Raw genomic sequence first — 19639 nt, forward strand, 5'->3', positions numbered from 1 at the left:
AGCCGGGCACTGCGGTCGTCGTACGCCCGGACGAGGCCCGGCGGGCACAGTCGCCGCCGCCCGGGCGGGCATGCCTCCGTGGGCCCGCGTCTGCCGGGGCATCAGTGGTCTCCCTCGCCCGGGATGTCGTACATGTGGAAGGCGAACCGGGACACCAGCTCGCGGCAGAACTCGACACCGCGCACGGAGTTGCCGCGCCCGTCGAGCCGGGGAGACCATACGCACACGCCCATCACCTGCGGGATCACCACCATCAGGGCGCCGGAGACACCGCTTTTCGCGGGCAGTCCGACGGTGTACGCGAACTCCACGGAGGAGTCGTACAACCCGCAGGCCGCCATCATGGCCAGACAGCGGCGCACCGAGACCGCGGAGACGACGCGCTCGCCGGTCACCGGATTCCGCCCGCCGCCCGCGAGAGTGGCGGCGGCGCTCAGCGCATGGGTGTCGAGCTGGATGGAACAGCACGTGAGGTAGAAGGAGAGCGTCTCCTTCAGCCCGGTGCCGGGCGGCAGCGCGTCCAGCTCTCGCAGCCAGTGGCTCAGGGCGATGTCGCGGACCAGGGTGCTCTTCTCGGAGTGGAGGCCCTCCTCGTCGAACTCGGGCGCGGTGGTGCCGCCGTACAGCCGCCGCCAGGTGTCCAGGACCCGGGCGAACCTGGTCTCGGGGTCGTGCCGCGGCTCCAGCAGCGAACAGGTCGTGATCGCCCCGGAGTTGGTCATCGGGTTGGGCGGGCGCCCGTCAGGGGTGAGCGTCGGGGCGGCGAATCCGTGCCCGCCGGGCTCGTGGCCGACGTGCTGATGGACCACCTCCGGACCGTGTTCGTCCAGCGCCATCAGGTAGTTGACCGGTTTGCACACCGACTGGACGGCGAAGGGGGTACGGGAGTCGCCGACGGAGAACCGCTGCCCGCCGACCGTGCACACCGACACGGCGAACCGGTCGGGACCGGCCTGGCTCGGGGCCGGCAGGTGTCCGGCCACCCGGCCCCGCCGGTCGGGCAGCAGACGGCGGTGGATATCGGCGACGGCCGCGGTGAAGCCGTCGAAGTCGGTGCCGACCGCGTCGCGCCCGGCGGGGGCGGCGAGGGTGTTCCGCCGGGGCAGGTCCGGCGGATCGGCGGGCGCCGGGCGGGGATCCGGCAAGGGGCTCGGGGCAGTGCTCAACGGTGCCTCCACACGCTGTATCGGGAGTGGACCGGGGTGGTCCAGCGATGGAAGCAGCCGTTCCGTGGCTTACGCGCTGGCCGTACGCACAGGGATGGACACAGCGCGTTGTGCCGCGGAACTAGCCGAGCCGGTATCTGAATCGTGAACGAGTGGGCGTGGCGCCGTGCGGTTCGGCCACGGTGGGCCGTCCGGTGCCGCCGGCCGGGACGGCCCCCGGGCCATTCCGGCTCAGCGCACGGTGATGACCAGCTTGCCCGTGGTGCGGCCGGTCTCCCCCTGGATGTGGGCCCGGGCGCCCTCGGCGAGCGGGAAGGTGCCGGAGACATGGGCGCGGAGCCTGCCCCGCTCGACGAGCTCGGCGATGGCGCGCATCCCGGCCTGGTCATGCTCGACGAGCAGGGTGACGGCGCGGACCCGCGCCTGCTCCGCCGCGGCCCGGGTGTCCTCGGCGCCCGGCAGCAGGGAGACGAGCACGCCGCCCGGGCGCAGCACGCCCACCGAACGGGTGGCGTTCTCCCCGCCGAGGGCGTCGAGGACGACGTCGTAGCGCTCGTCGGTGTCGGTGAAGTCCTCGGAGCGGTGGTCGACGCAGGCATCCGCACCGAGTTCGCGCAGGAAGTCGTGCTTGGGGGCGCTCGCCGTCCCGGTGACGTGCGCGCCGCGCTCCTTGGCGAGCTGTACGGCGAGATGGCCGACACCGCCGGCCGCGGCGTGGATCAGCACCCGCTGCCCGGGCCGCAGGTCCGCGGTGTCGACGAGGGCCTGCCAGGCGGTGAGCGCCGCCAGCGGCAGCGCGGCCGCCTGGACGTGGTCGATCCCGGCGGGCTTGGTGGCGAAGGCGCGGGCGGGGCCGGTCACGTACTCGGCGTGGGAACCCGCCCCGTACGGGTAGGGCAGCATGCCGAACACCTCGTCACCGGGCCGGAAGAGGGTGACGCCGAAGCCGGTCTCCACCACGGTGCCGGAGACGTCCCAGCCGAGGGTCAGTGGCGGGGGCGGCAGGAAGATGCTCAGGGCGCGGTGCTTGAAGTCCGTGGGGTTGAGTCCGGCGGCGTGCACGGCGACGAGGATCTCGCCGGGGCCGGGCGCGGGCCGCGGCAGCTCGGTCAGCCGCAGGACCTCGGGGCCGCCGAGGGCCGTCTGGTGCAGGGCGAGCATCACGGGGGCGCCGTCAGGGGCGGCGGCCGGGGCCGGGGAGTCGAGGTGCTCGGGGGTGCCGGCCGAGGGGGTGCCGGCCGAGGCGGCGTCCGCCGAAGAGATGCGCGTCGTAGGGGCATTCGTCGAAGTCATGGCTCGATCCTCGCCGTACGGTCCGGCCCGAGGCGATGGCCAGAAGGTCAGCCTCCGATACATTCCTGCCATGCCTATCGACCCTGCCGCCCACCGCGCGGCCGAACTGGACCGCCGGATGCGCCCGGAGCCCCGGCCCGGCGCCCACAAGGTCGTCGTCCTCGCCCTCGACGGCGTCTACCCCTTCGAACTCGGCATTCCGCACCGGGTCCTGGGCTCCGCCGACGGCCGTTACGAGGTGCTGTCCGCGAGCGTGGACGGGCGGCCCGTGCGCACCGACGCGGATCTGACCGTCACCCCCGGCCACGGCCCGGAGGTGCTGGCCGAGGCGGACACCGTGGTCATCCCTCCGTACGCGATCACCCGCGCCTCGGCCGCCGCCCCGGATCCGCGGGCCCTGGCCGCCCTGGCCCGTGTCCGCCCCGGCACCCGGCTGGTGTCCATCTGCACCGGCGCCTTCCTGCTGGCCGCCGCCGGTCTCCTGGACGGGCGCCGGGCCACCACCCACTGGGCGCTCACCGGCCACTTCCGGGAGCTGTTCCCCCGGGTCGAGCTCGACGCCGGCGTGCTCTTCATCGACCACGGTGACGTGCTGACCTCCGCGGGGGCGGCGAGCGGTATCGACGTCTGCCTGCACCTGGTGCGCCGGGACCACGGCAGCGAGGTGGCCAACCACGTCGCCCGCTGCTGTGTCGTGCCGCCCTACCGGGACGGCGGGCAGGCGCAGTACATCGAGCGGCCGCTGCCGCCGGCGAGCGAAACCGGCACCGGGCCGACCCGCGACTGGGCGCTGCGGCGCCTGGAACTTCCTCTGTCGCTGGACGACCTGGCCGCGCACGCGGCGATGAGCACCCGCACCTTCGCCCGGCGCTTCCGGGAGGAGACCGGTCTGAGCCCCGGCCGCTGGCTGACCCAGCAGCGGCTGCGGCGGGCGCGGCATCTGCTGGAGTCCAGCGATCTGCCGGTGGAACGGGTCGCCCACGAGGTCGGCTTCGCCACCGCCACCTCGCTGCGGCGGCACCTGGCGGCGGAGGCGGGGGTGGCGCCGTCGGCGTACCGGCGCACCTTCCGCGCCTCGGGTCCGGCCGCGGGCGGCGTCAGGGAAGCGTCACGGGCCGGGGGCTGAGCGGCCGCTGCCGGCCGGTGTGTGCTGCGCACCCGGCCGCAGGTCGAGCGTGAGCAGGCCGAGATAGCTGGCCAGGAGGAAGCGGTGGTCCTCCAGCGAGTTGCCGCAGAGCTGCTCGATGCGGCGCAGCCGGTTGAGGATCGTATTGCGGTGGCAGTACAGCACACCGGCCGCACGGGCGGCGGAGCGGCCGCTCTGGTACCAGAGCGTCAGCGTCTTGAGCAGCACCTCCCGCTCGTCGTCCGGCAGGTCGAGCACCGCGCCCAGGGCGCGCCTGGTCAGCCGCTCGGCGAGGGCCGGGCTGGAGATGACGAGGGCCTCGGGCAGACGTTCGGCGATCCACGCCACCTCGTCGCCCTCGTGCCGCACGGTCTGCAGGGCGACATCGGCCGAACGGTGGGCCTCGGGCAGTTCGTGCATCGCGTCGAAGGGGTCGGAGATGCCGATCCGGCCGGACGGGGTTGCGGCCCAGCGCCCTGATCAGCCGGGGCACGCTGGAGTGGCCGAGTGCCACCAGGCCGATCTCGCGGTCGCCGCGGATACGCCAGGCGGCCGGGAAGGAGTAGGCCGCGCAGGCGTCGCGGGCGGCGCTGAAGGTGTGGTGGGCGGCGATGTCGAACGTCGCCACCGCCACGGCGTACGGGCCGGTGGCCGGCAGGCCGAGGATCTCCAGTGCCTCGGCGGCCAGTTGGGGGTCGCCGCCGCGGCCCTCCAGAAGGGCGTCGAAGGTGGCCTGCCGGCGCTGCGCGTCCCGGCGCTGCAACTCGGCCTCGGTGGTGCGGTAGCCCTGCACAACGGCCTCGGAGTGACGGTCCATGACGTTCATGACGGCCGTGGTGACCTGCAGGAATTCCGTCAGTTCGGTGTGGGAGCGGCCCTTGACCTCGGCCAGCAGCGAATTGAGCACCAGCTCGGTGGCGAGCCGGAAGGCGCGTAACACCGCCTCCAGCGGCACCCCCTGCTGGGCCCGGCGGCGTCCGGTGGTGCGCGCCACCGCCAGTTCCTCCTCCGGCGGGCGCTCGACTCCCGCCAGGGACTCCAGGATCGCCCGCAGGTTCTCCTGCACCGATGCGGTGAGGATCTCCAGCGGTACGGCTCCGATCGCCTGGTACATCGGCTCCTGCGCGACGATCTGCCCCACGATGCGGCGGCTGAGTTCCGGGACCTGGCTGAGCATGCGATGGGCCACCGCCGTAAAGGCGGTGCGGGAATCTGCCGACATGTGTCGGGAGAGTAGCGAGGGATTTCCACTGCGTGAACAGCCCATGGCCGTCGGCTTGAGAACACGCCGACTCAACTGAGAACAGAGGCTGAACGGCAGGCGAACGCGCTCTGCACAACCGGCCCCGCCAGAGGCTGTGCACCGGAACAGAGCGGCAGTTCGGGCCCACCCATACCGTGAGCCAACCGAGATCCCCGCCGTTCACGGACCCGGCGCACTCGCGTCACGGGTATCCGCTCAAGGAGGCGAATGCGATGCAGGAGATGCAGTACCGCGCACCGGACGGCGAGCACGAGGGGTGGCTCGAACCCGCCGAGCACAAGGGGTGGTTCGAGCCGGGACACCGGCACGCGCACCAGGCGAAGCAGGGCGCCGTGGTGGCGAGCACGATGCCGCTGCCCCGCCCCGCACCCCCCGTGGCGCACCAGGGCCCGCCCCCGCCGGGGAGTGCGCCCGCCCACCACACCGACCAGCGGCCGACGGTCACCCAGCGGCACACCGAGCGGCTCCACCGCCGGTACGCCGAGATCCTTCAGGAGGTGCGCATCGCCCAGTGCGGCATCCAGATCCTCTTCGCGTCCCTGCTCACCCTCGGGGTGACCCCGAAGTTCGCGCAGCCGACCGCGTTTCAGCAGTGGACCTACTGCGCCGCGCTCGGCTGCGCGCTCGGCGCGGCCGGTACGCTCCTCGCGCCCGCCGCCCTGCACCGGCTCGTCCGGGGCGACCACGCCCGGGACGCCCTGGTCGATTCCGCCAATCGCTGCCTGGTAGCGGGGATGGCGTTTCTCGCCCTGGCACTCAGCACCGCCATGACGCTGATCATGGATATGGCGATCGGGGGCGTCCCCGCTCTCATCAGCGGCGCCGCGGCCCTGTTCTGGTTTCTGCTGCTGTGGCTGCTCGGGCCGATGCACATCCGCAGACGGATACGGCCGGTCAGGCCGAAGGGTGTGCACACCGGCGCGACGGCCGTGCCCGATGGGCCGGTTGCCCCCGAGGCCCGCTGACGTGGCGGGGGCGGCCGGTGGCGGTCAGAACTGGTTCTCGCCCCCGTCGACGTACAGGTTGGCGCCGAGGATGAAGCTGCTCTGCTCGGAGGCGAGGAAGACCACCGCGTTGGCGACCTCGTCCGCACGCCCGATCCGGCCGAGCGGGACACCCGCGGCGAAGTCCGCCTTGGTGACGGGCGCGTCCGCCGTGGCGGCCACGCTGTCGAGCGCGGGAGTGTCGATGGTGCCCGGGGAGACCACGTTGACCCGGATGTTCCGGTCCTTGAGCTCGTTGGCCCAGGTCCGGGAGAAGGACCGGAGTGCCGCCTTGGAGGCCGCGTAGGTGCCGAACGCCGCGACACCGTCATCGGCGCGCACCGAGGAGTTGAGGATCACCGAGGCGCCGTCGTTGAGCAGCGGCAGAGCCTTCTGCACGGTGAACAGCGTGCCCCGCACATTGACGTCGAAGGTCTGGTCGAAGTGCTCCTCGGTGACCTGCTCCAGTGTGGCGAACGACGCGGCGGCGGCGTTGGCGAACAGCACGTCCAGCCCCCGGCCCCGGGCGCGGACGGTGTCGTACAGCCGGTCCAGGTCGGCGAGGTTCGAGATGTCACCCGCCACCGCGGTGGCCCTCGCCGAGCCGATGGTCTCCACGGCCGCGTCCAGCTGGGTCTTGCGCCGGCCGGTGATGAACACGTGTGCGCCCTCGTCCGCCAGCCGTACGGCGGTGGCCAGGCCGATACCGGTGCCGCCGCCGGTTACGACGGCGGTCTTGCCCTCGAGCTGTCCCATGAGAATGACCTCCCCAAAGAGTTCAGTACCGATCGGTACCGAATAAGACCATAGCACTTCCGTACCGATCGGTGCGGAAGAGATAGGGTGGGGACCATGGATACGCACCAGAAGGCGTCGATCGGCCGGCCGCGAGGATTCGACGCCGACGAGGCCCTCGAACGCGCCATGCGGGTCTTCTGGGAACAGGGCTACGAAGGCGCCAGCCTCACCGACCTGACCAGCGCCATGGGCATCACCCGCACCAGCATGTACGCGGCCTTCGGCAACAAGGAGGACCTGTTCCGCAGGGCGCTGGAGCGCTACACCGAAGGCCCCGCCTCGTACGCGGCCCGGGCCCTGCGGGAGCCGACCGCCCGGCAGGTGGCCACCGCGTTCCTGGGCGGCTCCGTCCGGGCCACCACCCGCCCCGACTGCCCCGCCGGATGCCTCGGAGTCCAGGGCTCCCTCGCCGCCGGCGCCCCTGGGCGCAACGCCCGCGAGGCCCTCGTCGCCTGGCGCGACGAGGGCGTCTCCCACCTCCGTGACCGGTTCCGGCGGGCCGTCGACGAAGGCGACCTGCCCCCGGACACCGATCCCGAGCTGCTCGCCCGCTACCTCATGACCGTGGCGAACGGCATCGCCGTCCAGGCCGTCGGCGGCGCCACCCGCGACGACCTGCAGCAGGTGGCCGACCTGGCCCTGGGCAACTGGCCGCCCGCCTGACCCGACCGCCGGGCCGGCCGTGCCCGGTCGGCTCTCGGGCGACCGGGCGGACGGCCAGCCCGCGTACCCTGCCGATGCCGGACCCCGCCCCGACCACGCGAGAGGACACCCACCGTTGTCCCAGATCCACAACCGACCCGGGGAGCAGGGGGCGCGTCCGCCCGAGTCCCCGCAAGTGAGCGTGGCGGCCGTCGGGGACGGCCCCGTGCCCGGCTTCGGTATCGACGCCATCCACGAGGCCGCGCGGCGCCTGTCCGGCCAGGTGGTCCGGACACCTCTGCTCAACTCCCCGATGCTGGACGAGCTCGTGGGCGCCCGCGTCCTGGTCAAGGCCGAATGCCTGCAGCTGACCGGCTCGTTCAAGGTGCGCGGGGCGCTCAACGCCCTGCTCACCCTGGACGAGGAGGCGCGCCGCGCCGGGATCGTGGCCTACTCGGCCGGCAACCACGGGCAGGGCGTGGCCGCGGCGGCGCGGCTCGCCGGGTGTCCCGCGGTCATCGTCATGCCGCGGCACGCCCCGCGCATCAAGGCCGACAACTGCCGCTGGTGGGGCGCCGAGACGGTGCTGTACGACCCGCGGACCGAGGACCGGGAGGAGGTCGCCCAGAAGATTCTTCAGGACCGTGGGATGACGCTGATCCCGCCCTTCGACGACCCCCGGGTCATGGCCGGGCAGGGCACCGTCGGCCTGGAGATCGCCGAGCAGGCGCGCGAGCTGGGCCTGACCCCGGAGGCGGTCCTGGTGAACTGCAGTGGTGGCGGGCTGGCCGCCGGTGTGATCACCGCGCTCCACCACACATTCCCCGGCCTGGCGCACCACATCGTCGAACCGGCGGGCTTCGACAAGATGGCACGGTCGCTGGAGAGCGGCCACGTGTGCGCCAACCCCCACCCGCCCGGCGGCCTCATGGACGCCATCTCCGGCCCGGCGGCCGGTGCGCGCCCGCTGGCCGTCCTGCGCCAGCACGAGGTGACCGGCCTGACCGTCACCGACGAGGAAGCCCTGGCCGCCATGGCCGTGGCCCACCGTCTCCTCAAGATCGTGGTCGAGCCGGGCGGCGCCGCGTCCCTGGCGGCCCTGCTGTCCGGGCAGGTGGACGTACAGGGCGGGACCGTGGCGCTCGTGGCATCGGGCGGCAACGTCGATCCCGCGGTCTACCGCCGGGCCCTGGCGGACTGAACCGCCCCACCGGGGAGTGCTACATCCCCTCGGCCGGGAAGACCTGTGGCCGATGTGACGCCCAGGGGCGCTCCGCCTCCAGCCGCGCGGCCACGGACACCAGCAGGTCCTCCCGTCCGTAGGCCGCGGCCAGCTGGATGCCGATGGGCTCGCCGGCCTCGGTCAGCGCCGCCGGTACCGCGATCGCGGGCTGGCCGGTGGTGTTGAACGGCGCCGTGAAGGTGAGCACGTCCACCGACTTCCGGAGGCCGTCCGGCTCCCGCCACGGCCACCCCACCGGCCCCGGCGGTGTGGCGAACACCGGGCTCAGCAGCAGGTCGAACTCCTGCCACCAGTGGGCCATGGCGGCCCGGAGCCCGTTCTGCCAGACCAGGGCGTCGGCGAGCTCCAGCCCGGTGATCTCCCGCCCGCGCCGCACCCAGAGCCAGGTGACGGGGTCGAGGTCGTCGGGGCCAGGCTCCTCGCCGAGTTCCCTGGTCAGCGCCTCGACGCTCTGTACCGCGGTAACACTCAGCGCGTCGAAGAACGCCTCGAGGCACCGGGGTTCGAGCATGCGTGCCGGATACGCCTCCTCGACCTCGTGGCCGAGCCGTTCGAGTATCCGGGCCGTGTCGAGAACGGCCTCCCGCACCTCATCCGCCACCTGCGGCGCGTGGTCGGGCGCATGGGCGAGGACACCGATCCGCAGCCGCCCCGGATCACGGACGACCATCGCGGCCAGGCCGCCCGGCGGAAGTGGCGCGGGGCCGCCCAGGTCTCCGGGCGCGCCACCGCTCACCGCGTCGAGCACCGCCGCCGTGTCGCGCACGGTCCGGGTGACCACGGCCGGGACGCTGTGCCCCCACCTGCTGGACTTGCCCGGACCCGCGCTGATGCGCCCCACACTGGGCTTCAGGCCGACCAGGTGGCAGAACGCGGCCGGCATCCGGATCGAGCCGCCGCCGTCCCCGCCCTGCGCGACCGGCACCATGCCCGCGGCGACCGAAGCCGACGCGCCACCCGAGGAACCACCCGGGGTGATATCGGTACGCCACGGGTTCCGCGTCACACCGTGCACGCGGCTCTCGCTGACCGAGAGCAGGCCGAACTCCGGCGCCGAGGTCTGGCCGACAACGACGAAGCCCGCCTCCTTGAGCCGCCGGTTGACCACGGCGTCCTCCCGCGCGGTGCGACCGTGTGCGGCCACCCACGCGCATCCGAAGTTGGCCGGGTCGCCCTCGCTGTCGTTGAGGGCCTTGGTCAGCGTGGGCACTCCCGCGAACGGGGCGTCCCGGGGCACCCGGTCCGCCTCCGCGAGCGCCCGCTCGTACCGCCGGTGTGTGATCGCGTTGATCTGCGGGTCGGTTGCCTCGATGCGCTCGATGGCAGCCTCGACGAGTTCTCGTGGGGACACCTCGCCCCGGCGTACCAGGTCCGCCTGGTCCAGTGCGTCCATCGTGGCCAGCGTGGTCATGCGGTTCTCTCCTGATCTGTGTGGGGGTGGCGGAACATGCGCCAACCGGTCCGCTGAGCGGTCCGGATGCGTGGCGGTCGGTGCGAGACGGCCGTAGCGTCCCAGTCCCGACCGACGACGGAGGCGCCATGCTTCCCACCGAGCCGTGCTTGGCGGGGGAAGGGGCGTGGGGGTGACCGGCCACCGGCAGCGGAGTGTCCCGAGGCCCGACCGCGTCGCGGAGTCGTGTGCGCGGTCACTTCATGCCGATGTGCGCACCGGGCCCCAGTGGCAGGCCGAACCCGTAGAAGACGCCCAGGATCGCCAGCCACACCACCAGGAACGGCACGGCGAAGACCGCCAGGCGGGCGATGAGGGTACCGAGCCGGGCCTCGGGTTCGTACTGCCGGAGCATGCCGAGGATCAGGAAGAGGTACGGGTTCATCGGCGTGAGGATGCCGGTGGCGGAGTCCCCGATGCGAAACGCCGCCTGGCTGAGCGCGGGGCTCATCCCGAGCAGCATGAACGCCGGTACGAAGATGGGGCCGGCCAGGGACCACAGGGCGGAGCCGGAGACGATGAAGAGGTTGAGGCAGGCGGTCAGCAGGACGAATGCCGCGATGACCCAGAAGCCCGTGAGCCCGATGGAGTTGAGGGCCGCGGCGGCCTTCACGGCCAGCAGGATGCCGACGTTGGACCAGTTGAAGAGCGCGATGACCTGAGCCGCCACGAACATCATCACGAGGTAGCCGGACATGGTCTTCAGCGAGTCGGAGACGGCCGTGATCATTTCCTCGGCGGTGGTGAGGGTCCTGGCCGCCATGGCATAGGTGACGGCCGCCAGGAGGAAGCCGAAGAACACGATCGGGACCATTCCGGTCAGCACCGGGGACGGCAGCAAGGCCCCGCCCTCGCCGCGCAGCGGGGCTCCGGAGGGCAGCCACAGGGCGAGGACCGCCGCCAGGTAGGCGGCGACGACGAGCCCGGTGTACAGCAGACCGCGGCGCTGGTCGCGCGTGAGGGTCAGGTCCTCGGGCTCGGGCTCGCCCTCGGCCGCCTGATAGGGACCGAGGCGCGGCTCGATCACCCGGCTGATGAGGAAACCGCCGAGCAGGCCGAGCACGATGCTGCTGGAGGCGGTGAAGAAGTAATTGATGAGCAGATGGATGTGGAGCCCGTCGCCGGCGGGGAGCGCCGAGGCCGCCTGCTGGGTGATGCCGACGTAGGTGGCGTCGAGCGAGCCGACGGTGAATCCGGCGGCGTAGCCCGCGCTGACGCAGGCGAAGGCGCCGATGAGACCTGCCACGGGGTGGCGGCCCGCGCTTTTGAACACCATGGCCGCCAGTGGCGGGAAGACGAGCGCGGCGACATCGGTCATCACATGCGCCTGGCAGGCGAAGAGCGCCAGCGCGTACGGAAGTACGGCCTTGGGGGCGCGGGCCAGCGTGGCCCGCATCAGGGTGTTCAGCAGACCGGTCTTCTCCGCCAGGCCGACGACCATGAACAGCGTCAGGACCGTGCCGATGGGCGGGAAGGTGGCGAAGTTGAGGACCAGGTTCTCCAGCAGCCAGCGCAGTCCTTCGCCGGTGAGCAGACCGGTGATGTGCTTGGTCTCCGCCGAGCCCGGCACCGCGGCGGAGACGTCGGCGAGGTCGAGCGCGGTGGAGACGACGGCCAGCAGGGCGAAGAGCGCGGCGAACAGGACGACGGGGTTGGGCAGGGCGTTGCCCGCCCGCTCGATCAGGGAGAGCAGCCGGTCGAGCCCGGTGGGCCGCGGGTCCTGCGGTGTCTTCCCGTCCGGGCTCTTCCCGTCCGGGGCCCGATTGTCCTGGGTCTGACTGCCCGCGGCCTGACGGTCCGGGGTGGGGAGGCTGTGCAGTGAGGACATCATGGCCGCCTTACGGCCGGGACGGCTGGGGTGGCCCGGGTGGTGGTGGCCGGGGACAGCAGGTCCTTGCGGAGCACACCGTCCTGGACCACGCAGACGACGTGGGCCGGGTCGCCGAGGACGCCGATGTCCGTGAGCGGATCGCCGTCACAGATGATCAGGTCGGCGGTGCGGCCGGGGACAAGGGTGCCGAGCCGGTCGGCCAGGCCGAGGAGTTCGGCGGACGCGCGGGTGCCGGCCACGATGGCCGCCATGGGGTCCATGCCGAGGTCCACCAGGTGTCCGAGCTCCCTGAGGTTCACACCGTGCGGGGCGATGGCCGCGTCCGTGCCGAGCGCGATACGGGCGCCCCGCTCGATGGCACGGGAGATGTTCTCCTTGGTGATACCGGACCAGCGGGTCTTCTTCTGGTACTGGTACTCCGGCATCGTGTCCTTGTCGATGCGCGCGAACGCGGCGGACAGCGTCGGGACGACGAAGACGCCGCGCTCACCCGCCAGCTCCAGCGCCCGCTCATCCAGCCCGTAGCCGTGCTCGATGCTGGTGACACCGCCGCGGATGGCGTTGAGGATGCCCGCGGTGCCCTGGGCGTGGGCGGCGACCGGCGTGCCACCGTGCCGCCGCGCCTCGTCCACGACCGCGCGGATCTCCTCTTCCCGCAGGCCCTCGTCCTCGGGCTGGTCGTACGGGCTGGCCATACCGCCGGTGGCGCAGATCTTGATCACGTCGGCGCCCGCGCGCAGCACCTTGCGTACGGCCAGCCGGGCCTCGTCCACGGTGTCGGCGAGGTCGGCCATCTCACCGCCGGTCAGGTCCGTGCCGTCGAGCAGCCGGAAGTCGGAGTGGCCACCGGTGTGGCCGATGATCCGCACGGCCGTGTGCAGCCGCGGGCCCGCGATGCGTCCGGTCTCCACCGCCGTTCGGTAGCCCGCCGCCAGCCCGCCCAGGTCGCGGGCGGTGGTGATGCCCGCGTCGAGGGTCTGCCGCAGCCGCGTGGCCGTGTCATAGGTGACCAGCACCGGATCGAGTTCGCCATGACGTCCGGGGTGGGCCCGGTGGGCGTAGGCGAGATGGACGTGGCAGTCGAAGAAGCCGGGCAGCACGGTCCGGCCGCCCGCGTCGACGTCCCGGACCGGGGACGCGCCCTCGGGCTCCGGAGGCGCGGTCGCGGCGGGTCCGGCGTAGGTGATGGTCCCCTCGGCATCGACGGTGATGACGGCGTCGTCCACGGGGGAGGCACCCGTGCCGTCGATGAGCCGGGCATGGTGCACACGCAGTGCGGCCCTGTCGGTCCTGGCAGTCCTGGCGGTCTCATGCGTCGTGGCATCCGTCATGGCGGGCGGAATCACTCCTCGAATCTCAGGAACAGTGAATGGAGTGTGGAATGCTGAAGACAGGCCCAGGTCGCGATGCAACTTTGAGCCGCGATTCCCGGGAAACCCGCAGGAACGCGCCTCCTCACACGGCGCAGGATCGCGCCGCGCCGGAACTGGACGAACTCGACCGCGGCATCGTGCACGCCCTCCAGATCCACCCCCGGGCCCCCTGGACGCTCGTCGGTGAGGTGCTCGGAGTCGACCCGGTGACGGCGGCGCGGCGCTGGCAGCGCCTGGAGGACGCGGGACTCGCCTGGGTGACCGCACATCCGCGGCTGGCCAATTCCCGGCTCGTGGCGACCGGCGTCATCGAGGTCGACACGGAGCCCGGCACCGCGGCGAAGATCGCCCGGGCGCTGGCGGTGGATCACTCGGTGGTCAACGTCAAGCTCACGGCGGGCGGCCGCGATGTGATCGCCGAGGTGCAGGTCCGGGACCTGAACGAGCTGCTCCGCCTCACCACACGGCTGTTCCAGGGGACCCCCGGGGTGCGGGCGACCCGGGCGCACATTTCCACCGGCATGCCGACGGAGGGCAGCCGCTGGCGGCTCCGCAGCCTGGACAGCGACCAGTGCGCACGTATCGAGGCGGCCCTGCTCCCGTCGGCCCGGCCGGTGGACGACACCGCCGCGGGCTGGGACGCCCTGGACGCGCGGCTCCTGGAGCTGCTCAGCGCCGATGGCCGCATGTCGATGCGCAAGCTGGCGGCGGCCGCCGAGGTGGGCCTCACCACGGTGCGCCGCAGACTCCAGTCGCTGCTGCCCTCACAGGTGAGCCTGCGCTGCGACCTCGCCCGCTCCCCGTTCGGGTGGCCGCAGTCCGCGGTGTACTTCGCGTCCGTACCGGCCCAGCACCTGGAGGAGACCAGCCGGGTGCTGTCCGGCTTCCGCGAGGTCCGCGCGTGCGCCATCATCGCCGGCCCGCACAATCTGGTGATCGACGTCTGGCTGCGCGGCCTGAGCGATGTGCACGCCTTCGAGGCTCATCTCTCCCGGCGGCTGCCCCGGCTGACCGTCGACGACCGTTCGCTGGTCCTGCGCACGGTCAAGCACATGGGCCGGTTGCTGGACGAGGACGGCCGCTCGGTGGGCATCGTCCCGCTGCTGCACCCGCACGGCCCGGGCCCCTCCCACACGAGCCTGGCCGCGGGTCTCGACCTCCATACGGTCTAGGCCACGGCGTAGCGACGTCCGCGGGTGGTGATGTGCCGTGCCTGCTGTCGGTGCACGTAGGCTCGGTGGATGGCGAAGTATTTCGATGTGCATCCCGATAACCCTCAGCAGCGCACCATCAGCAACGTGGCCGAGAGGATCCGCTCCGGTGGGCTGGTCGCCTATCCGACGGACTCCTGCTTCGCGCTGGGATGCCAGATGGGCAACCGTGACGGAATCAACCAGATCCGGTCGATTCGCAACCTCGACGACCGTCACCACTTCACGCTGATGTGCCAGAACTTCGCGCAGCTCGGCCAGTTCGTGCACATCGACAAGGACGTGTTCCGCGCGATCAAGGCGGCGACGCCCGGCAGTTACACCTTCATCCTCCCGGCGACGAAGGAGGTGCCGCGTCAGCTGCCGCACCCGAAGAAGAAGACGGTCGGAGTCCGGATCCCCGACCATGTCGTCACCCAGGCCCTGCTCGCCGAGCTCGGTGAGCCACTGCTCTCCAGCACCCTGCTGCTCCCCGACGAGGACGAGCCGATGACGCAGGGCTGGGAGATCAAGGAACGGCTCGACCATGTGGTGGACGCCGTGATCGACTCGGGCGACTGCGGCACCGAGCCGACCACGGTCATCGACTTCTCCAGCGGCGAGGCCGAGATCGTACGCCGGGGGGCGGGTGACACGGCACGGTTCGAGTAGCCGCGCCGATGGCCCCCGTCCCCGCGTCGGTCAGGAGTGTGGCCGGGGTGGCACCTCCTGGCCGTTGACGATGACCCGCCGGAAGGTCAGATCGTCGGTGCAGGCGATGCTGTCGGGGTTGAGGATGCCGGTGAAGGCGGAGCGGGAGAGGTGCACCCCGCGAAGGTGGTCGGTGTCCAGGCCGACCAGCCGCAGCACGGTCTGGGCGCCGTCGATCGCCATGCGGTCCATATGGATGTTCCGCACGGACACCGGCAGGGTCCCGTCCTCGCCACCGTTGTAGGCCATGGTGACGAACGCGATGTCGCGCTCCACGCCCTGTCCGGTGAAGTTCCGGATGTGCACACCGTCGATGTAGCCGCCGCGCTTCTTGTTCGCCTTGACGTACAGCGCGTGCTTGACGGGGTAGCGGCCGGGGAAGTCCGCTGGGTTGATCTCGCAGTTCTCGGCGAAGATGTCGCGCACCCCGCCGGACATCTCGCTGCCGACGGTCATCCCGCCCCAGCGGCCGGAGAACTGGCAGTCGCGCACCACGATGTTCCTGCTCGGCACGCCGACGCGGTGGCCGTCCTCGTCCCGGCCGGACTTGACGGCCACGCAGTCGTCGTTGGTGTTGAAGCGGCAGCCGGTGATGAGCACGTCGGAGCAGCACTCCGGATCACAGCCATCGGTGTTGTAGAGCGTGCTGTCCACGGTGACACCGCGCACGGTGACATTGCCGGAGAGCACCGGATGCACGGTCCACATCGGCGGGTCGACGATGGTCAGATCGCTGACCAGGACATTGCGGCAGCGGTAGAACTGCACCATCTTCGGCCGCAGATAGTGGCCGTCGCCGAAGACCCGCCTGGCCACCGGCGCTCCCGTGGAGCCCAGCTCGCGCAGCAGCTTCTGATCGGCCCCCTGCGGTCCGCTGTCGCGGTACCAGCTCTCCCACGGGCCGAGTCGCGCCTGCCCGTCGAGGGTGCCGGGCCCGGTGACCGCGACGTCGCGTGCGCCGTACGCGTAGATGAAGGGCGAGTAGTTGTAGCACTCGGTGCCCTCCCAGCGGGTGAGCACCACCGGCAGGAAGTCGCGCGGATCGGGGCTGAAGGCGATGGTGGCGCCCGCGGTGACCCGCAGATTCACCCGGCTGCGCAGATGGATGGCGCCGGTGAGGAAACGGCCCTCGGGGACGACGACGTGGCCGCCGCCCGCCCGGTGGCAGGCGGCGATGGCGGCCCTGAACGCCGCCGTGTTCATCGTCCGCCCGTCGCCGACCGCGCCGTAGTCGGTGATCCGGAAGCTCCGGCGGGGGAAGGCGGGCGGCCTGATCCGGTCCAGGATCCCCGGCACCGCGCGCCACGCCCCGGTGTAATCGGTGGCCCCGCCGGTGTGCGGCGTGACCGCGCCGGTGTGTGACGTGGCCGCGTACGCCTCCCCCTCGGGCAGCTGGGGGAGCAGCGCGCCGGCCGCCAGCAGACCGCCGGTGCGCAGCGCCGAGCGGCGGGAAGGTCTCGGATGCATCGCCTGGCTCCTCAGGTGGTCCGGCCGAGGGACAGCCGGTCGAGGTCGGGGGCGGACTCGGTGTCGTTGGAGATCTTGATGGTGTTGGTGCCGGAGTTGAGGGTGACCGGGATGGAGGTCGTGCGCGGGGTGGTGTTCCCGGTGTCGGTCACGGTCACCTTGGTCGCCGGGCCGCCGTTGACGCTCACCTGGAACGAGCGGGTGCCGTTGACCGTGTAGTCGAGGTGGAGCGTGTACTGCCCGCCGTCGGGGACCACGACGTCGGGGAAGACCATGGCAGCCTGCTCGCTGCCGCCGATGTTGCGCACCTTCTCCGCCCCGGAGCAGGGTCCGCAGCCGGTGAGGCCCGTGCTGCCGAACTGGTTGGCCGAGTCCTCCGCCTCGCGCGCCCAGATCCGGTCGGCGGGCAGTGGCCGCACCTTGACCTGGTCGGAGACCGACTTCTGCCGGCCGAGCAGCCCGAAGTCCGCCGTGACGGGGATGTCGGCCGAACCGGCGTCCTGGCCGGGCGGGGAGATGACGGTCCAGGTGCCCCGCACCGTCTGGCCGAGCCGCAGCGACCGGGCCGTGACCGGGCCGCCGTCCGCGGTCCAGCCGGCCGGCAACCGGGGGGCGAGGCTGATGTCGTCGAGCTGCTCGTCGGCGTCGAGCCGGAGGGCCGCCGTGACGGTGAGGGACCGGCGGCCGGAGCCGACCCACTGCAGACCGTGCGGCCGGACGGTGAGCGTGGTCTTGGGCGTGTACGAGGCCGGGGGCAGCGGGGCCACCGCGATCCGGTCCAGCCCGGGGCCGCGGCGGGCGGTGCTGAAGACCTTCACCGTGTTGGCGCCCGCCTTGAGCGGTACGGACACCGCCGTGCTCGCCGGCACCTCGGGGCTGCCCGCGCCGACCGGGACCTCGACCGGCGCCGCGCCGTTGACGCTCACGGACAGGGAGGAGGCGGCCGCCGCGGTGTGGTCCAACTGGAGCCGGTAGTCGCCGCTTTCGGCCGCGCGGACCTCGCGGTACGTCACGGAGTTGCGCGACCCGCCGCCGAGACCGTCCACCTGCCGCCCGCCCGAGCAGGCGCCGCATGCCACCGGGTGGACTTTGCCCGACGACGTGTTCTGCCGCGCCTCGGCCTCCAGCGGCAGCTGGGTGCGGGTGGTCCTGGAGCGGCCGTAGGCCACCTGGATCTCGTCGATGCGCAGTTGGTCGTAGAACTCCGGCGCCTGGGGGCCGCCCCACAGGCTGCGCACCTCCAGCTTCAGATAGCGGGCGTCGCGGCCGCCGAGGTCGATGGTCTGCACCCCGCGGGCGCTGGGCAGGGTGCCGGAGCGCACCGGTGTCCAGCGCTTGCCGTCGCCGCCGGCGTAGACGCGGTAGTCCTTGATGCGCGCGGAGTCCTCGGGGCGCCCGAACGACGACCGGGCGTGCGTAGGCGACCACTCGCGCTGGTTCACCGCCAGCGCCGTGGTGTGCTTGCGCGCGCCGAGGTCGAGGGTGACGGAGACGGGCAGCTTGCCGTCGCTGTCCCAGTAGGTCTCGTAGTCACCGTCGGCGAGGTCCGCCGCCGGGTGGCCGGTCCGCGCGGAGGTGGCGGTGGCGCCCACACCGGACTGCGGGTAAAGGGGCCGGCGGCCGTCGGTCTCGACCTTGAAGACGGTGTCGTACGGATCCCAGTCGTGGATGCCGAGGATGGACAGATGGCCGCCGGACTGGCTGAAGCGCATCGTCTCGCCGGTGCGGAGATTGGTGACCCGGCGCACGGTGTAGCCGTTGTCGCCCAGCCGCACCGTGTCGGTGCGGGGCGGAGTGACCACGTGGACGTACTGGGTGCGGTCGCCGTTCTCGCCCCGGCCCACGGTGACCACGCCGTGCGCGCCGTCGTTCCAGAACCCGGGTTGCATCCCGCCGTACATATAGCCGCCGCCCTCGACGCCGTACACCGACTCCTTGATGGGCTCGACCCACTTGCCCATGAAGTCGTTGAACTCCTCCTGCTGGGGCGGGAGTTTGCCGTTCACCATGGGAGTCTCGGCCATGAGCGACTTGATGGAGGAGCCCGCGTTGGTGATGTAACGGCCGGTGCTGAGCCGGGCGTCGACCTCGTGGTCACCGCCGTCGTACCACCAGTCGCCGGTGGTGGGCAGCTTGTAGTCGGCCTCGGTCAGCCGGGGCATGGGGACGCTCACGGCGGCGGGGTAGTCGTACGCCGGGGTCATGCCGGTCTTCTGCTCATTGCTGACCGTGTCCATGATCGGCGTGTCTTCGTTGTTGTTGCTCAGCAGCCAGTCCGGGCGGCGCTCGCGGATCTTCTCGTAGAGGCCGTGCTCCTCCCAGTACTCGTTGTCGTTGTCGATCCAGAACCCCGACAGATCCGGGTACTTCTCCATGGCCTCGAGGAACAGGTCGTAGCTGTACCTGCCGAAGCCCTGGCGCGTGGTGAGGTCGACCTGCTCGCCCTTGTACGCCGAGTAGGCGGCCGAATCCAGCGTCTCGACGCCGTCCGCGTTGTGCCACTGTGGGTCGTCGGTCATGTAGAGGACGATGTGCACGCCCTTGGCCTTGCCGGCGGCCACCAGCTCGCCGAGCAGATCGCGCTCGGTGGCACAGCTGCCGGGCACCTTCGACGGCCACGGGCGGGCGTAGCCCAGCCTGCTGTGGAAGGTGGCCAGCACGATGTACGAGGCGCCGAGCTTGCGCGCCTCGTCCACCCAGTAGTCGGCGCTCCAGCCGCCCTCGGTGACATCGCGCTCCCACTCGGCGCAGTTCTGGTGCTGGGGGTGGGTGAACATGCCCCAGTGCATGAAGAGCCCGGCGGTGGACTGGCGCAGCCACTCCTGCCGGGGGTGGTGGACCTCGGCCCGGGCGGGGGCGGCCAGGAGGCCGATGGCCAGGGCGAGTACGACCGCCGCGCACACGGCGCGCCACCGGGCGCGGGTGGCGCGGATGGCATGTGCGGTGCGGGCGGCGGAGATGTGGAAGGGGCGGAGCGGGATCCTCGGCGTGGGCATATCCTGTCCTCCGTGAACGTTCCCGTGAGCGCTCACGGAGCACTGTCCGGCCCACCCGGCCGCCGTGTCAATATGTGTGCGGTGGTGGGGTGTTATGCGGTGGCGA

The 19639-nt window shown here is 72.0% G+C and carries 15 protein-coding genes and 1 pseudogene; 6 read left to right on the forward strand and 10 right to left on the reverse strand.

The window, feature by feature from the left end; genetic code table 11:
* Nucleotides 1-101 precede the first annotated feature (101 nt).
* Together J8403_RS35210 and J8403_RS35215 are read right to left on the reverse strand one after the other, a co-directional pair.
* On the reverse strand, nucleotides 102-1166 hold the full coding sequence (locus tag J8403_RS35210; protein ID WP_211126674.1) for a glutaminase: 1065 nt from the start codon (nucleotides 1164-1166) through the stop codon (nucleotides 102-104).
* A gap of 231 nt (nucleotides 1167-1397) precedes the next feature.
* The gene (locus J8403_RS35215) at nucleotides 1398-2327 is read right to left on the reverse strand and encodes an NADP-dependent oxidoreductase (protein ID WP_211128592.1); all 930 of its coding nucleotides are present in this window, start codon (nucleotides 2325-2327) and stop codon (nucleotides 1398-1400) included.
* 202 nt (nucleotides 2328-2529) lie between these two features.
* On the opposite strand from J8403_RS35215, the gene J8403_RS35220 reads away from it, so the two are divergent.
* Nucleotides 2530-3585, forward strand: coding sequence for a GlxA family transcriptional regulator (locus tag J8403_RS35220; RefSeq protein WP_246586140.1), 1056 nt, complete (start codon nucleotides 2530-2532; stop codon nucleotides 3583-3585).
* Here J8403_RS35220 and J8403_RS35225 read toward each other — a convergent pair.
* Complete coding sequence (locus J8403_RS35225) at nucleotides 3568-4005, reverse strand: helix-turn-helix domain-containing protein (RefSeq protein WP_211126675.1); 438 nt, start codon at nucleotides 4003-4005, stop codon at nucleotides 3568-3570. The genes J8403_RS35220 and J8403_RS35225 overlap by 18 nt on opposite strands.
* 82 nt (nucleotides 4006-4087) lie before the next feature.
* Nucleotides 4088-4852: pseudogene (locus J8403_RS44840) on the reverse strand (RsbRD N-terminal domain-containing protein); the annotation flags it as partial.
* Between the two features lie 209 nt (nucleotides 4853-5061).
* On the opposite strand from J8403_RS44840, the gene J8403_RS35235 reads away from it, so the two are divergent.
* Nucleotides 5062-5814, forward strand: a complete 753-nt coding sequence (locus tag J8403_RS35235; RefSeq protein WP_211126676.1) for a DUF6328 family protein — start codon at nucleotides 5062-5064, stop codon at nucleotides 5812-5814.
* 24 nt (nucleotides 5815-5838) lie between these two features.
* On the opposite strand, the gene J8403_RS35240 is transcribed toward J8403_RS35235, so the two are convergent.
* Complete coding sequence (locus tag J8403_RS35240) at nucleotides 5839-6588, reverse strand: SDR family oxidoreductase (protein ID WP_211126677.1); 750 nt, start codon at nucleotides 6586-6588, stop codon at nucleotides 5839-5841.
* 96 nt (nucleotides 6589-6684) lie between these two features.
* Between J8403_RS35240 and J8403_RS35245 the strand changes: the two genes are divergently transcribed.
* Both J8403_RS35245 and J8403_RS35250 read left to right on the forward strand, forming a co-directional pair.
* Nucleotides 6685-7293 carry a TetR/AcrR family transcriptional regulator gene (locus tag J8403_RS35245; RefSeq protein ID WP_211126678.1) on the forward strand — a complete coding sequence of 203 codons (609 nt, stop codon included), beginning with the start codon at nucleotides 6685-6687 and terminating at the stop codon, nucleotides 7291-7293.
* A gap of 175 nt (nucleotides 7294-7468) precedes the next feature.
* Nucleotides 7469-8473, forward strand: a complete 1005-nt coding sequence (locus J8403_RS35250) for a threonine ammonia-lyase (protein WP_246586142.1) — start codon at nucleotides 7469-7471, stop codon at nucleotides 8471-8473.
* Between the two features lie 19 nt (nucleotides 8474-8492).
* On the opposite strand, the gene J8403_RS35255 is transcribed toward J8403_RS35250, so the two are convergent.
* From J8403_RS35255 to J8403_RS35265, 3 genes are all read right to left on the reverse strand, one after another.
* A complete protein-coding gene (locus tag J8403_RS35255; protein ID WP_211126680.1) occupies nucleotides 8493-9926 on the reverse strand; it encodes an amidase in 1434 nt (477 codons plus the stop codon).
* A gap of 235 nt (nucleotides 9927-10161) precedes the next feature.
* On the reverse strand, nucleotides 10162-11793 hold the full coding sequence (locus J8403_RS35260; protein WP_246586143.1) for an AbgT family transporter: 1632 nt from the start codon (nucleotides 11791-11793) through the stop codon (nucleotides 10162-10164).
* Nucleotides 11793-13127 carry a metal-dependent hydrolase family protein gene (locus J8403_RS35265; RefSeq protein WP_211126682.1) on the reverse strand — a complete coding sequence of 445 codons (1335 nt, stop codon included), beginning with the start codon at nucleotides 13125-13127 and terminating at the stop codon, nucleotides 11793-11795. The genes J8403_RS35260 and J8403_RS35265 overlap by 1 nt, the downstream gene beginning before the upstream one ends.
* Before the next feature lie 38 nt (nucleotides 13128-13165).
* On the opposite strand from J8403_RS35265, the gene J8403_RS35270 reads away from it, so the two are divergent.
* Both J8403_RS35270 and J8403_RS35275 read left to right on the forward strand, forming a co-directional pair.
* Entirely contained in the window at nucleotides 13166-14341 is a 1176-nt protein-coding gene (locus tag J8403_RS35270; RefSeq protein WP_211126683.1) for an Lrp/AsnC family transcriptional regulator, read from the forward strand.
* A gap of 69 nt (nucleotides 14342-14410) precedes the next feature.
* Complete coding sequence (locus J8403_RS35275; RefSeq protein ID WP_211126684.1) at nucleotides 14411-15031, forward strand: L-threonylcarbamoyladenylate synthase; 621 nt, start codon at nucleotides 14411-14413, stop codon at nucleotides 15029-15031.
* Nucleotides 15032-15061: 30 nt separating this feature from the next.
* Here J8403_RS35275 and J8403_RS35280 read toward each other — a convergent pair whose 3' ends face one another.
* Together J8403_RS35280 and J8403_RS35285 are read right to left on the reverse strand one after the other, a co-directional pair.
* Nucleotides 15062-16537 (reverse strand): glycoside hydrolase family 28 protein, encoded by a 1476-nt coding sequence (locus J8403_RS35280; protein WP_211126685.1) that lies wholly within the window; start codon nucleotides 16535-16537, stop codon nucleotides 15062-15064.
* 11 nt (nucleotides 16538-16548) lie between these two features.
* On the reverse strand, nucleotides 16549-19533 hold the full coding sequence (locus J8403_RS35285; protein WP_211126686.1) for an alpha-L-fucosidase: 2985 nt from the start codon (nucleotides 19531-19533) through the stop codon (nucleotides 16549-16551).
* Nucleotides 19534-19639 lie beyond the last annotated feature (106 nt).

It is taken from the genome of Streptomyces yatensis (genome assembly GCF_018069625.1).
In the GTDB taxonomy this organism is placed as follows: Bacteria; Actinomycetota; Actinomycetes; order Streptomycetales; family Streptomycetaceae; genus Streptomyces; species Streptomyces yatensis.

Coding starts and splice junctions, on each gene's coding strand:
- J8403_RS35220 (WP_246586140.1), top strand. CDS start 2,530: ATGCCTATCGACCCTGCCGCCCACCGCGCGGCCGAACTGGACCGCCGG.
- J8403_RS35235 (WP_211126676.1), top strand. CDS start 5,062: ATGCAGGAGATGCAGTACCGCGCACCGGACGGCGAGCACGAGGGGTGG.
- J8403_RS35280 (WP_211126685.1), bottom strand. CDS start 16,537: ATGCATCCGAGACCTTCCCGCCGCTCGGCGCTGCGCACCGGCGGTCTG.
- J8403_RS35245 (WP_211126678.1), top strand. CDS start 6,685: ATGGATACGCACCAGAAGGCGTCGATCGGCCGGCCGCGAGGATTCGAC.
- J8403_RS35265 (WP_211126682.1), bottom strand. CDS start 13,127: ATGACGGATGCCACGACGCATGAGACCGCCAGGACTGCCAGGACCGAC.
- J8403_RS35255 (WP_211126680.1), bottom strand. CDS start 9,926: ATGACCACGCTGGCCACGATGGACGCACTGGACCAGGCGGACCTGGTA.
- J8403_RS35285 (WP_211126686.1), bottom strand. CDS start 19,533: ATGCCCACGCCGAGGATCCCGCTCCGCCCCTTCCACATCTCCGCCGCC.
- J8403_RS35270 (WP_211126683.1), top strand. CDS start 13,166: ATGGAGTGTGGAATGCTGAAGACAGGCCCAGGTCGCGATGCAACTTTG.
- J8403_RS35275 (WP_211126684.1), top strand. CDS start 14,411: ATGGCGAAGTATTTCGATGTGCATCCCGATAACCCTCAGCAGCGCACC.
- J8403_RS35240 (WP_211126677.1), bottom strand. CDS start 6,588: ATGGGACAGCTCGAGGGCAAGACCGCCGTCGTAACCGGCGGCGGCACC.
- J8403_RS35260 (WP_246586143.1), bottom strand. CDS start 11,793: ATGTCCTCACTGCACAGCCTCCCCACCCCGGACCGTCAGGCCGCGGGC.
- J8403_RS35225 (WP_211126675.1), bottom strand. CDS start 4,005: ATGCACGAACTGCCCGAGGCCCACCGTTCGGCCGATGTCGCCCTGCAG.
- J8403_RS35215 (WP_211128592.1), bottom strand. CDS start 2,327: ATGCTCGCCCTGCACCAGACGGCCCTCGGCGGCCCCGAGGTCCTGCGG.